Genomic DNA, 12,671 nt, shown 5'->3' on the forward strand with positions numbered 1-12,671 from the left:
AGCGCCGCCCGCACCATGTCGAGCGCCCCGCCGCGCCACCCGACCGCGGCAGCACGGAGAAAAGATGCCGGAATTGCCGGAGGTGGAGACGGTGATGAGGGGGCTGGCGGCCGTGTTGCAAGGCCGCCGGATCATCCGTGCCGAGACCACCCGCCCCGACCTCCGCTGGCCCTTCCCGGACAGGCTCGGGGAGAGGCTGACAGGGGCGCGCGTCACCGGGTTCCGGCGGCGGGGCAAGTACATGCTCGCGCGGCTCGATACGGCGGAGAGCCTGCTGATCCATCTCGGCATGTCCGGCCGCATGGTGGCGCGGCCGGTGGAAGGCCCACCCGTGCCCTGGATGGGCCCGACAGGGCGCTTCTCCGATGCCCGCGGCCATAACGGGCCACCGGAGGCGCATGAGCATCTGTTCATGGAGACGGAGGACGGCACGCGGATCGGCTTCGTCGATCCCCGCCGCTTCGGCTGCGTGGATTTGATGCCGACGGCGGAGGAGGATCGCCACAAGCTGCTGGACGGCATGGGGCCGGAGCCGCTGGAGGCCGATTTCACCCCCGCCGCCCTCTCCGCCGCGCTGGCGGGGAAGAAGACGCCCATCAAGGCCGCGCTGCTGGACCAGGCCGTGGTGGCGGGGCTCGGCAACATCTACGTCGCGGAGGCGCTGTTCCGCGCCGGCATCTCCCCCCGGCGCCTGGCGCAGACGGTGGCGGGCGCGCGGGCGGCGAAGCTGGTGCCGGCCATCAAGGCGGTGCTGGAGGAGGCGATCGGCGCCGGCGGCTCCTCGCTGCGGGACTATGTCCGGGCCGATGGCGAACTCGGCCGGTTCCAGGATCGCTTCGCCGTCTATGACCGCGAAGGCCAGCCCTGCCCGCTGTGCCCGGGGCCGGGGAGCGGCTGCGCCGGCGTGGCGCGCATCGTCCAGTCCGGGCGCAGCACCTTCTATTGCGGCAAGACGCAGCGTTGAGGCACCGGCCGCGCTGCGCTACCCCTTGGGGCGTACAAGGGAGCGACGCCGCATGGCCCATGAGATGATCCTGGTCGAGACCCAAGGCCGCGTCGGCGTCATCACGCTGAACCGGCCCCAGGCGCTGAACGCGCTCTGCGACCAGCTGATGACGGAACTCGGCGACGCGCTGCGAACCTTCGATGCCGATCCGGCCGTGGGCGCCATCGTCATCACCGGCAGCCAGAAGGCCTTTGCCGCCGGCGCCGACATCAAGGAGATGAAGGACCGCGCCTATCCCGGCGTCTATTTCGACGACTTCATCGGCAAGCGCTGGGAAACGGTCTTGACCATCCAGAAGCCGGTCATCGCGGCGGTGGCGGGCTTCGCGCTGGGCGGCGGCTGCGAGCTCGCCATGATGTGCGACCTGATCTTGGCCGCGGACAATGCGAAGTTCGGCCAGCCGGAGATCAACCTCGGCATCATCCCGGGCGCCGGCGGCACTCAGCGCCTGGTGCGGTCCATCGGCAAGTCCAAGGCGATGGAGATGATCCTGACCGGCCGCATGATGGATGCGCAGGAGGCGGAGCGCGCCAACCTCGTCTGCCGCATCGTGCCCGTGGCCGACCTGGTCGCGGAAGCCGTGAAGATGGGCGAGAAGATCGCGAGCCTCTCCGCACCCTCCGTCGCCATGGCGAAGGAAGCGGTGAACGTGGCCTATGAGACCACGCTGCGGGAGGGCGTGCGCTTCGAACGCCGCCTGTTCCTCAGCCTGTTTTCAACGGAAGACCAGAAGGAAGGCATGGCCGCCTTCGCGGAGAAGCGGAAGCCGTCCTTCACCAACCGCTAACCGGAACCACCGCGGTTGCGCCTGCTTCGTGACCGCCCTGTTGCCCCCGCGTGACGCCCGTCCATTGACTCAGGCGACATGCGGGGGATAGAAACCGCGCCTTCGCCGAAGGGTCCGCCCGGAGGCTCCCGAAACATCTCGACTGGTCAGATACAGCAACCCATGGCGAACACGGCCTCCGCGCGGAAGCGCATCCGTCAGACCGAGAAGCGCACGGAGCGCAACCGCGCCCGCAAGTCGCGCGTCCGCACCTTCCTCCGCAAGGTCGAGCAGGCGATCGCCGGCGGCGACAAGGCGGCGGCGGCGACGGCGTTCCAGGCGGCGCAGCCCGAACTGCAGCGCGCGGCGGGCAAGGGCGTCTTCCACGCCAACACCATCGCCCGCAAGCTGTCGCGCCTCTCCTCGCGCATCAAGGCCCTCGGCGCTTCCGCCCAGGCCTGACGCCCGCTCCGGCGGGCCGTTGCCAGCAACGGCCCACCATCGCGGCGTGCTTTCGACATCACGCATAGACCAACCCGGCGGCGCGCCATGAAAGCGCCGGCTGTCGGGCGTTTTGTCGTGGTCTCATTCTTGTGCTGCAAACTGAATACTTTCACCCTGACCATCGTGACTTGGTCGAGGTGCAGTAATCATTTGCGTGGGTCGAGCGGGGCGCGGTAGCTTCGGGGAAGCAGGGTGCATCCCCCCGGATACAGCGCCACTGCCCCCCATGGCGGGTCCTCCGCAGCACGTTGTTCACATCGACATTGCCCGCGAGGGCCCATGAGGTTGGCAGGTGCGTCCTATGGAGAATGCGGTCGGTCCGTCGTCTCCGCCCCCCCCGGCTCAGCTGGCGGAGGTATGGGCGCGCATCCGCGGCCGGCTGCGTGAGGAAGTCGGCGAGGTCGAATACCGGACCTGGCTGCGCCAGATGACGCTGTCCGCCATCCAGGGCGAGGAAGCGGTCGTTCTTCTGCCGACTCGCTTCCTGCGCGACTGGGTGCGCGGCCATTACGGCGACCGGCTGCGCGCGCTGTGGCAGGCGGAAGTGCCCTCCATCCGCCGCATCGATTTCCGCGTGACGCCCGAACCCCGTGCCGCCGACGTGGCCCCCGCCGCGCTGCCCGCCACGGCCGAGGCTTCCCGCCAGCCGCCGCGCCCCGCGCCGCTGCGCGCGCCCGAAGCCGTGGAAGCGCCCGCCGGCCTGGCGGAGCCGCTCGGCCGCCCCGCGCCGGCGCCAGCCCCCGCCGCGGAGCCGCGCAATCCCGACCCGCGCGGCGACTGGTCCGCGCCACTCGACCCGCGCTTCACCTTCGACACCTTCGTCGTCGGCAAGCCCAATGAATTCGCCTATGCCTGCGCCCGCCGCGTGGCGGAAAAGCCGGCCAGCCCGGGCTTCAACCCGCTCTTCCTCTACGGCGGCGTGGGCCTGGGCAAGACCCACCTGATGCACGCCGCCGCCTGGGCCATCCGCGACTCCGGCGTGGCCGAGGGCCGCCCGCCGCTCTCCGTCGCCTACATGTCGGCGGAGAAGTTCATGTACCGCTTCATCGCGGCACTGCGGTCCCAGTCCACCATGGAATTCAAGGAAAGCCTGCGCAGCGTCGATGTCCTGCTGATCGACGACCTGCAATTCCTGATCGGCAAGGACAATACCCAGGAAGAATTCTTCCATACGTTCAACGCCCTGGTCGATGCCGGCAAGCAGATCATCGTGAGCGCGGACAAATCGCCCTCCGACCTCTCGGGCATCGAGGATCGCCTCCGCACCCGCCTTGGCTGCGGGATGGTGGCCGACCTGCACGCGACGACCTACGAACTCCGCATCTCCATCCTGCAGGCCAAGGCGCAGAGCCAGGGCGTACCGGTGCCGCCCAAGGTGATGGAATTTCTCGCCCACAAGATCACCTCCAACGTGCGGGAACTCGAAGGCGCGCTGAACCGCCTGATCGCCCACGCCAACCTCTTCGGCCGGCCCGTCACGCTGGAAGGCGCGCAGGAGGTGCTGCACGACATCCTCCGCGCCCATGACCGCCGCGTGACGATCGAGGAGATCCAGAAGCGCGTGGCGGAACACTACAATATCCGCCTGACCGACATGTCCTCCCCCCGCCGCGCCCGCAACGTGGCCCGGCCCCGCCAGGTGGCGATGTACCTGGCCAAGCAGCTCACCAGCCGGTCCCTGCCGGAAATCGGCCGCCGATTCGGCGGACGGGACCACACCACGGTGATGCATGCGGTCAGCCGCGTGGCGGAGCTGATGCAGGCGGACAGCGCCTTCGCCGAAGACGTGGAACTGCTGCGGCGGATGCTGGAGACCTGAGGCGCCCGGCGCTTGAGCGCCTGGAAGACTCCAGGGGCTCTGCCCCTGGAACCCCGGCAGGAGGCAGCGGCCTCCTGCACCACCATCAACTGGCGCGGATTGCGGCCAAGAGGTCTTCCAGCAACTCGGGAAGGGCCAGGGGCGTGGCATCGCCGCCGCCGCGGCCGAAATGGCCGGCGGCCTCCGTGGTCGTCCTGCCGAGCCGCGCCGACAGCCGCACCAGCGCATCTTGGCACTGCTCCCGCGTCGGCAACGCGGTCAGGCGAAGGTCAACCGGCAGCAGGTCGTTGGCGCCGACCAGCGGCAGCCGCTCCGCCCCCACCTGGCGCTGCGCGACGATGCCATGGGCAGCGCGCTCCCTCTTCGCCACGACGAAGCTGCGATGCGTCAGCCCCGGCGCCACCCAGCTGATGCGCCGCGTATAGACCCCCCCGAACCGCCCCAGCGCCTCCGCCACTACCCGCGCCATCTCGTTGTGCATGACGACATAGGCGCGCTTCTCGGCCGGCCCCCACTTCCACCGCGTGGCGCTCACGCGCGTGGCCGTATGGTCCTCCCGCCAGGGAGAGACGGCATTGCCCCGCTCCTCGAACAGGCCCGGATCGTCATAGAGCACGGCGGGTGACGTCCCCCCGGGATAGGCCAGCATGTGCTCATAAGGCACCAGGCCCAGCGGCTCGCTGATCACGGCGCGATGGATGACGATGCCATCGGGATGCAGCAGCGGCGCCAGGCTGAACAGCGCCTCCGGCTCCCCCTCCTCCCGCAGCCCCAGCAGCGTGGGATCGGCCGGCGCCATCGGCACGAAGCCTGCCGCGATCAGCGCGGCATTGATGCGCTTGTGCTCGGTGGAGAGGATGTAGGGCTTCGTGCGCGTGCACGGCAGCAGCAGCAGCACGCGATGCGGCACATCGGGCAGCACGGGATTGTAGTCCCGGCCGACGAAGTCGAACCATGCTTTGATGCGGGGATGCTGGAGGCTGTCCACATTGTCCTGCGGGCAGTACAGCGCCAGCGAGGGATCCAGGGTGAAAGGCGCGCGGAACTTCTGCGCGGATTCGCGCACGCGCGTGTCGCGGTCGTCGGTGGTGACCATCGCTCAGGTCTCCAGCAGCGCAGCGGGGAACAGCTCTTCCGGTGCCAGGTCGCGCTTCAGCAGGCCCTCGTCGCGCATGTAGCGGATCAGCGTCGCGAAGACGTGGCGATTGGCCGCGAAGCCCGTGGACCAGAAATCCGCGCCCAGCACGCGCTCCGTCTCCTCGAGGTGCTGGACCAGGAAAGGCAGGCCGAAGGCGAGCGTGGCACTGTCATGCAGCCGCAGCCGGGACTGGCGCTGCGATTCCGCGAAGGCATCGTAGAGCGCCCGCGGCAGCCAGGGATTGTCCTCGGCAATAGCCGTCTTCACCGCCACCAGATGCATGGGCGGGAAGATGCGGGACCGCTGGAAGTAGTCGATCTCGGCGGCCATCGGATCGGCGAAGAGCCGCCCGACCTTGTCCGGCGCACTGAAGAAGCTGTCAGGCGCGCGGGCGGTGTAGATCGCGTCGATCTCGCCACTCTCCAGCATCTCGGACAGCGACTTGTCCGTCACATGCTCGATGGTGACACCGGGCGGATAGTCCTGCGGATGATCCTCGCCCGCGCGGGCCGCGTTCAGCCCGGCATTCACGTAGATCGGCGCGGCGACGGGAAGGTCGTAGAACTCCGCGAAGATGCCGCGCAGCCACACCGCCGCCGCCATGTCCCACACCATGGCGCCGACGCGCCTGCCCGCCAGGTCGGCCGGCTTCGTCAGCCCCTTCGCCTTGTTCACATAGACGCAGGAGAAGCGGAAATGGCGGGAGGGGAAGACGGGGATGCCGACATAGTCCTGCCGGGGCCGATCGAAATGCCGCAGCCAGGTGGCGATGGGGAATTCGCAGCAATCGAATTGATGGGTCGTCATCTGCAAATTGAACAGCGGCTGCAGCGCCATGACGGTCGTCTCCGCCACGACGCCCGCGATCGGCACGCGGCCTTCCGCCAGCGCGCGGGCGCGGTCGCAATCGGAAACGCCGATGGTCAGGCGAAGCGGCGAAGTCATGCGAGGCTGCTCTCCACGGGGATCTTGCGCGCGAAGGGCAGTGCGGCGCGGCCCTCCCGCTCGGCATAGGCGACGACATGCGGCTCCAGCCGCGCGGCCAGGGCGCGAGAGGGCGCGAGCCGCTCCATCAACTCCGCCAGCGCATCGCGCGCGCGGTCGCGCAGCGTCGCGGCGACGGGGGCGAGGCAGCGCCCCTCGACCACCACCTGCCGGCCGCCGACGAAGACTTCCCTGACGCTGCCAGCGGTATTGCAGGTCACGGCCTGGTTCGCCGCGTCATGCAGCGGCACGAATGCGCGGTGGCCGAGGTCGAGCAGCGCGAGATCCGCCGGCGCGCCTTCCGCGATCCGCCCGCCCTCAATGCTGAGCACGGCGGCGCCGCCTTCCGTCGCCATGCGCAGCACATCCGCCGCCGCCAGCCATTCCTCGCGCGGCACGTCGCGGATGCGGGAGAGGTGCGAGGCCAGCCGCATCGCCTCCGCCATGTCGAGGCTGTCCGCGGAATTGCAGCCATCCGTGCCGAGCCCGACCGTGATGCCACGCGCGCGCATCGCGGCGACGGAAGCGACGCCGGCGCCGAGCCGCATATTGCTCGCCGGCATATGCGCCACCGTGGCACCATGCGCCGCCAGCAGGTCCAGCTCCGCCGCTTCCAGCCACACCGCATGCGCCGCCGTGAAATGAGGGCCCAGCAGCCCGAGGCGCGCGATGTGATGCACCGGACCCATGCCCCAGAGCCTGCGCGCCACCAGCGCCTGCAGCTTCGATTCCGCGATATGCATGTGCAGACGCAGGCCTCGCGAGGCCGCGAGGTCCCGGCACCCCGTCACGAAGTCATCCGTGCAGTGATGCGGGATGGTCGGCGCCAGGGCGAAGCTGATGCCAGAAGGTGGCGTGACGCTGGCGAAGGCGTCGCGCAGCGCGGCGAGGGTCTGCGCGGCCGGCGCCAGGCGGAAGGCGCTGGCCTGCGCGCGCAGATCGTCGGGCAGCGTATCGAGGAACCCGGGCAGCACCTCGAACAGCGCGCGATCCGCCACCATCGGCGCGACCACGGCCCGCATGCCCGCTTCCGCATAGGCGGCAGCGACCGTGGCCAGGCCTTCCGCACTCGGGCCGGGGAATTCGAAGAACAGGTCGTAGCAGGCGGTGCAGCCGGCCTCGAGCATCTCCACCGCGCCCAGCAGCGTGGAAATCCGGATGGTCTCCGCATCCCGCCGCCCGCCCATCCAGGCGCCATTGGTCAGCGAGGATTCCAGCATCCACCGATCCGCCACCCCTTTCATGAGGGTGGCGTGCCCGTGGGTATGCGCGTTCACCAGGCCCGGCAGCACCAGGCGATCGCTGGCATCGAAGCGGGGGACGTCCTTCGGCCCCTCGCCCGGCGCCAGCACCGCCGCGATGTGGCCATCCCGCAGCAGCAGGTCCCGCGGCGCCGCGCTGGCGCCGTCCCAGACCAGCCCGCCCGTGACCAGCAGCACCGTCACGCCAGCGCGGGCGCCAGCGCTTCCGCCGCCGCCAGCAGCATCGCGTCCTGGTAGGGCGCGGCCACCAGCGACAGGCCGAAGGGAATGCCGTCCAGCGTGCCCGCCGGGACGTTCACCTGCGGCAGGCGGCAGAGGCTCGCGATGCAGGTCAGCGCCAGCGTGTTGTCGCGGAAGGCGAATTGCGCGGAGACCGGGGCATCGCGCAGCGGCGGCAGGTCATGCGCCGTCGGGATCACCAGGATGCCGTCATGGCCGAGCAGCGCGCGGATATGCGCCGAGAGTGTCTCCCGCCGCACCCAGGCCGCCGCGATATCCGCCTGCGGCACGGTGGAGGCCAGCGCGATGCGGTCCCGCACCGCTGGGCTCAGCCGCCGCCCCGGCGCCGTCGCCCAGCTGCCATGAGTCGCCCAGAGTTCGCCGAGTTGCAGCGGCTTGAAGGTCTCCAGCCACCAGGTGTGGCCCCATTCGCCATAGGCGCGCACGGCCTGCATCGGCCCGAGCTTCGCCGCCGCATCGCGCATCACATCCTGCAGCGGCGGCACGGGAATGGCGAAGGCATCCTCCGCGAAGAGCAGCCGCGGCGTCGTGGCCGGCGCGTCGCCGAAGAACAGCGAGCCCACCTTCCGCAGCAGGCCCGCATCGCGCGCGAACCAGCCCACCGTGTCGATGCTCGGCGCCATCGGCATCAGCCCCGCGGTGGAGACGCGGCCATGGGAGGTGCGGATGCCGAAGACGCCGCAGAAGCTGGACGGCACGCGGACGGAACCGCCGGTATCCGTGCCGAAGGCGAAATCGCAGAAGCCACCGGCCACCGCGACGACGGAGCCGGAGGAGGAGCCGCCCGGCACGCGATCCGGCACCACCGGGTTGATCGGCGCGCCGTAATGCGGGTTCTCCCCGAACAGGCCGCAGGCGATCTCATCCGTATGCGTCTTGCCGATCATCGTCGCACCGGCGGCGAGCGCCGGCAGCAGCGCGCTGGCCGTGGTGGCAGAAGGCGGCGTCTGCTCCACGCGGTCGGGGTTGCCCCAGCCGCTGACGGTGCCCGCCACGTCGAACAGATCCTTCACCGCGAAGGTGAGGCCCGCGAGCTGCCCCTCCGCCGCGCCTTCCACCCGCACATCGCCATGCGCGACGAAGGCGGAGGCCCTGATCTGCGCCGGCGTCATTCCGCCGCCGCCTTGGCATCCGGGCGGTCGAGCCCGTAGCTGTCCATGAAGCCCTGCACCATGGCCTTCGGTCCTGTCCAATCGTGGAAGCGGTAGGAATTGCCGCGGATGGCGAATTGCGGACCGGAGTAGAACATCTCGTATTGCAGGTGTCGCGACCCGAATTCGGACCCGATCGCGTCCCAGGCCAGCTTCATCAGCTTCACCCGTTCCTCGCTGCCCGCCACGGGCGAACGCTGGCTGGCCTGGATGATGCGCTCCACCTCCCCGCCATCAAAGTCGGCGGCGGAGGATGGCACCATGACGAGCCCGCCACCCGACAGGCCGCGGATCGCCTCGATGAATTCCGGATAGATGGTCTGCGCCAGCACCTGCGCCGAGACCAGCAGCCGCCGGTCCGGCACGAAGGTCCCATGAAAATCCTCGCCCTGCGCTTCCATGGCGACGACCATCGCCTCGATGCTGCTGGCCTTGGCGGCGAGCAGGCCGAGCGTCTCCCGCGTCTGGGGGAAGCCGAGGATGCCGTTCGTCTCCGCGATGCGATGCGCAAGACCCAGCAGGAAGCGCAGCTTGACGGAGAGCCGAACGATGCATTGGTAGTTCTGCATCACATGCGCCCGCGTCTCATGCCACTGGGCCTGCATCATCCGCAGGTCACGATGGACGAAGACGCGGTCCCAGGGGATCTTCACATCCTCGAAGAAGACGACGGCGTCATTCTCGTCGAAGCGGGCGGAGAGCGGGTAGTCGAAGACAGAACTCGCCGCGGCCTCATAGCTCCGGCGCGACAGAAGCTTGATGCCCCTGGTCGCCATGGGCATGACAGCGGTGAAGGCATAGGGCTCGTCGCCCGGCATCAGCGCCACGATGCCGGACACCATCAGCTCATTCGCCATCACGCCGGCGGTCGCCAGCATCTTGGCGCCACGGATGGTGATGCCGCCCGCATCCTCGTCCACGATGCGCGCCACCAGGTCGCCGCCCGGCTGGTCCTTCGCTTGGCGGGACTTGTCGGCCTGCGGGTTGATGATGACGTAGCCGATCCAGTGGTCGGCGCGTCGCGCTTCCTCGAAATAGGCAGCGAGCGCCGCGCCGCCGCGCGCCTCATAGGCGTGGCGGCCGGCCATGAAGCCCACGAAGGTGGAGGCGACGTGGTCGGGGCTGCGGCCCATCATGCCGCAGCTGCGCGCCGCGATGCGCTCCATCGCCACGCGCCGCTTCACGAGCTCCGCGTGGTTGCGCGGCATCATCCAGGCGAAACCGCTGCGCGTGCCGTCGCCGAGGTCGAAGGTCATGCCATCGGGGTCCTCGGCCTGCAGGTCATAGAGAGAGGCGGCGGAGGCGACGGCGCCGGCGAAGGCAGCGTCCGTCGTCACATCCGCAACCCGACGCCCATCGATGAAGATGGTGCGCGCGTCGCGCAGGCTGCGCAGATGGGCGGCGCCGTCCTTCACCATGGGCGTGTCCCTTCCGATGCCAGGGTCAGGTCAACCAACTCGCGTTCCTCATAGGCAACCAGCGCGGCGTGGTCCGCCTCCGCCTGGTCCAGGAACAGGTCGCGCGTGATGCCGCGCGCGATGCGATCGACGGTCGGCCGTAGCGTGGAGATGCCGCCCGAGGAGGCCGTGCTGGCCATGGCGGCGAAGGAGGAGGAACGCAGCCGCGCGAGCCAGGGCGCGCTGCCCGCGACGCGTTCGGTGAAGGCGAAATCGCCGGTGAGGTAGGGGAAGGCGCCGAGCGCGGCATCCTCCTCCCCCGCCGGCGGCGCGAAGCGATCCCGCCACCGCGCGAGATGCGGCGCGGCCGCGGCCAGTTCCGGCCGCAGCGCGGGTTCCACCACCAGCCCCGTGCCGACGATGAGGAAATCCGCCGGGACGGCACGGTGCGGCGTCTCCACCACGATCGCATCGCCTTCCATCCGCAGCGCGCGAATCGGCGCGCCGAGGTGCAGGTGAAAACCCGCATGCAGCGCACATCGGGAAAAGGTTTCCTGCGGCGGCGGCTGGTTCATCGCGAAGATGGTCCGCATGAAGCGCCACTTCAGCGCATCCGGCAGGTCCGCGAAGTGGTTCAGGAAGCCTGCGAATTCCATCCAGCGATAGGGATTCACCGCCGGCAGTTGCGGCCGGCGCGCCAGCAGATCGACGCGCGCCGCGCCATGTTCCAGCGCCATTGCCGCATTGTCGAAGGCCGAGGCCCCCGCGCCCAGCACCGCCACGCGCTTCCCCGCGAGCCGCGCGAAGTCGATCGCCTCCGCCGTATGGGCGTAGCGGCCCGCCGGCAGCGCCGCCGCAACCATCGCCGGCACCTGCCAGGCCCCGGCGCCATCCACCCCTGTCGCCAGCACCACGTGCCGCGCCAGCCACCGCGCCCGCGCGCCATCGTCGCGCTCCGCCGTGACGGCAAGCAAATCATCCGCCTCCGGCGCCACCGCATCGACGCGCCAGCCCGCCTCCACCGGCAGCGCCAGCATGCCCTGCAGCCAGTCGAGATAGGCCTGCCAGACGTCGCGCGGGATTTTCGTGAGAGCCGCCCAGGCGGCCTCGCCATACCGCGCCTCGAACCAGGCGCGGACGGAGAGCGAGGGCATGCCGAGTTCCGGCCCCGTCACATGCTTCGGCGTCCGCAGCGTGTGCATGCGGGCGAAGCGCAGCCAGATGCCGGCGGGGGCGCCGGCCTCCAGCACCTCGGTATTCGTGACGCGCGCGCGCCGCAGCGCGAAGGACAGCGCGAGCCCGCATTGCCCACCACCAACCACGACCACATCCCGCACGCCATCGCCGCGCGGCCGCACCCAGTCCCGCGCGGGATAGGCCAGCGTCTGCAGCTCCCACGCCACGCGATCCGCCAGCGCGGCGAGTCGCGCCTCGGCATCCGGCAGCGGCATCAGGGGGTGAAGGGGCAGCGCATCCATGGGTGGCGGATCAGGTCCTGGCGACGGTGGCACGGCCGCGCATCCCCTGCGGGATGCCGCCACGCGATGTCGCCCAGGCCCGTTTCTCCGGCTCACCAGGGCGACGGATGTCTAGCATGGCGGCCTGCGGGCGCGAAGACATCACGAGGCCTGGCCGAACCACTTCTGGTCCAGCCCCGGCAGGAAGCCATCCGCCTGCATCGCGGCCAGGTGCCGGTTGATCTCCGCCATCAGCGCCGTATCGGCGTGCCGCGTGTTGATGCCGACGTCGCGCGCATCCCACACAGGCGAGACGCCGAGCCGCACGCGGGCATTGCGTGCGATGTTCCAGCGCAGCACGGGCTGCGTGTTCACCACCGCCTCCACCCGCCCCACCACCAGGTCCTGCAGCGCCAGCGGGAATTCGTTGTAGACGCGGATCTCCTTCACGCTGTTGGCGTGGTTCTGCCGCACGAACTGCTCGCCCGAGGTGCCGACCTGCACGCCGACGATGCGCCCCGCCAGGTCTTCCGGCCGGTCGATCGCGAGCCCCGGGCGATAGCCCGCGGCGATGCCGGTCTTGTAGTAGGGGGTGGAGAAGGCGATGCGCTCCGCGCGCTCCGCGGTCCAGGCCATCGCCGTGATCAGGCAGTCCACGCGGCCGGAGGTGAGGCCCGCGATCAGCCCCGCGAAGGCGATCACCTGCCACTGGATGCGCAGCCCCATGCGCTTGCTGAGTTCCTCGCCGAGATCGACGTCATAGCCCGTGAGGCGCCCATTCTCCATGAACTCGAAGGGCGGGAAGGCGCCGCCATTGCCGACCACCAGCACGCCGGCGGCGCGCGCCTTGGCGAGCGTGTCACCCTCCTGCGCGAGCGCGGGCGTCGCGAGCGTCGTCGCCAGCAGCGCGCGGCGCGTGATGCGGATGCGGTCCATCGTCCCAGTCC

The 12,671-nt window shown here is 70.1% G+C and carries 11 protein-coding genes; 4 read left to right on the plus strand and 7 right to left on the minus strand.

Features of this window, described 5'->3' with window-relative positions:
• The first annotated feature begins 64 nt into the window (after positions 1 to 64).
• The 4 genes from mutM (at position 65) to dnaA (ending at position 4,095) form a co-directional block, all read left to right on the plus strand.
• On the plus strand, positions 65 to 964 hold the full coding sequence (gene mutM / locus G3576_RS16525; protein WP_164695529.1) for a bifunctional DNA-formamidopyrimidine glycosylase/DNA-(apurinic or apyrimidinic site) lyase: 900 nt from the start codon (positions 65 to 67) through the stop codon (positions 962 to 964).
• A 52-nt stretch (positions 965 to 1,016) separates the two neighbouring features.
• Positions 1,017 to 1,793: an enoyl-CoA hydratase gene (locus G3576_RS16530; protein ID WP_164695530.1), complete on the plus strand. Its 777-nt coding sequence runs from the start codon at positions 1,017 to 1,019 to the stop codon at positions 1,791 to 1,793.
• Between the two features lie 162 nt (positions 1,794 to 1,955).
• A complete protein-coding gene (rpsT, locus tag G3576_RS16535) occupies positions 1,956 to 2,234 on the plus strand; it encodes a 30S ribosomal protein S20 (RefSeq protein ID WP_164695531.1) in 279 nt (92 codons plus the stop codon).
• A gap of 343 nt (positions 2,235 to 2,577) precedes the next feature.
• On the plus strand, positions 2,578 to 4,095 hold the full coding sequence (gene dnaA, locus G3576_RS16540; protein WP_164695702.1) for a chromosomal replication initiator protein DnaA: 1,518 nt from the start codon (positions 2,578 to 2,580) through the stop codon (positions 4,093 to 4,095).
• 85 nt (positions 4,096 to 4,180) lie between these two features.
• Here the strand turns inward: dnaA and G3576_RS16545 are convergent, their stop codons facing one another.
• From G3576_RS16545 to G3576_RS16575, 7 genes are all read right to left on the minus strand, one after another.
• Positions 4,181 to 5,191: a hypothetical protein gene (locus tag G3576_RS16545; protein ID WP_164695532.1), complete on the minus strand. Its 1,011-nt coding sequence runs from the start codon at positions 5,189 to 5,191 to the stop codon at positions 4,181 to 4,183.
• Between the two features lie 3 nt (positions 5,192 to 5,194).
• On the minus strand, positions 5,195 to 6,178 hold the full coding sequence (locus tag G3576_RS16550; RefSeq protein WP_164695533.1) for a substrate-binding domain-containing protein: 984 nt from the start codon (positions 6,176 to 6,178) through the stop codon (positions 5,195 to 5,197).
• Positions 6,175 to 7,662: an amidohydrolase family protein gene (locus G3576_RS16555; RefSeq protein ID WP_164695534.1), complete on the minus strand. Its 1,488-nt coding sequence runs from the start codon at positions 7,660 to 7,662 to the stop codon at positions 6,175 to 6,177. Before G3576_RS16555 ends, G3576_RS16550 begins: the two co-directional genes overlap by 4 nt.
• Positions 7,659 to 8,831: an amidase gene (locus G3576_RS16560; protein ID WP_164695535.1), complete on the minus strand. Its 1,173-nt coding sequence runs from the start codon at positions 8,829 to 8,831 to the stop codon at positions 7,659 to 7,661. The genes G3576_RS16555 and G3576_RS16560 overlap by 4 nt, the downstream gene beginning before the upstream one ends.
• A complete protein-coding gene (locus G3576_RS16565) occupies positions 8,828 to 10,288 on the minus strand; it encodes a 4-hydroxyphenylacetate 3-hydroxylase family protein (RefSeq protein ID WP_164695536.1) in 1,461 nt (486 codons plus the stop codon). Before G3576_RS16565 ends, G3576_RS16560 begins: the two co-directional genes overlap by 4 nt.
• On the minus strand, positions 10,282 to 11,745 hold the full coding sequence (locus G3576_RS16570) for an NAD(P)-binding domain-containing protein (RefSeq protein WP_235952083.1): 1,464 nt from the start codon (positions 11,743 to 11,745) through the stop codon (positions 10,282 to 10,284). The genes G3576_RS16565 and G3576_RS16570 overlap by 7 nt, the downstream gene beginning before the upstream one ends.
• Positions 11,746 to 11,886: 141 nt before the next feature.
• Entirely contained in the window at positions 11,887 to 12,660 is a 774-nt protein-coding gene (locus G3576_RS16575; protein WP_164695537.1) for a substrate-binding periplasmic protein, read from the minus strand.
• Positions 12,661 to 12,671: the final 11 nt, after the last annotated feature.

It is taken from the genome of Falsiroseomonas algicola (assembly GCF_011040385.1).
Taxonomy (GTDB): domain Bacteria; phylum Pseudomonadota; class Alphaproteobacteria; order Acetobacterales; family Acetobacteraceae; genus Falsiroseomonas; species Falsiroseomonas algicola.

Coding starts and splice junctions, on each gene's coding strand:
- dnaA (WP_164695702.1), top strand. CDS start 2,578: ATGGAGAATGCGGTCGGTCCGTCGTCTCCGCCCCCCCCGGCTCAGCTG.
- G3576_RS16570 (WP_235952083.1), bottom strand. CDS start 11,745: ATGGATGCGCTGCCCCTTCACCCCCTGATGCCGCTGCCGGATGCCGAG.
- mutM (WP_164695529.1), top strand. CDS start 65: ATGCCGGAATTGCCGGAGGTGGAGACGGTGATGAGGGGGCTGGCGGCC.
- rpsT (WP_164695531.1), top strand. CDS start 1,956: ATGGCGAACACGGCCTCCGCGCGGAAGCGCATCCGTCAGACCGAGAAG.
- G3576_RS16565 (WP_164695536.1), bottom strand. CDS start 10,288: ATGGTGAAGGACGGCGCCGCCCATCTGCGCAGCCTGCGCGACGCGCGC.
- G3576_RS16560 (WP_164695535.1), bottom strand. CDS start 8,831: ATGACGCCGGCGCAGATCAGGGCCTCCGCCTTCGTCGCGCATGGCGAT.
- G3576_RS16550 (WP_164695533.1), bottom strand. CDS start 6,178: ATGACTTCGCCGCTTCGCCTGACCATCGGCGTTTCCGATTGCGACCGC.
- G3576_RS16545 (WP_164695532.1), bottom strand. CDS start 5,191: ATGGTCACCACCGACGACCGCGACACGCGCGTGCGCGAATCCGCGCAG.
- G3576_RS16530 (WP_164695530.1), top strand. CDS start 1,017: ATGGCCCATGAGATGATCCTGGTCGAGACCCAAGGCCGCGTCGGCGTC.
- G3576_RS16575 (WP_164695537.1), bottom strand. CDS start 12,660: ATGGACCGCATCCGCATCACGCGCCGCGCGCTGCTGGCGACGACGCTC.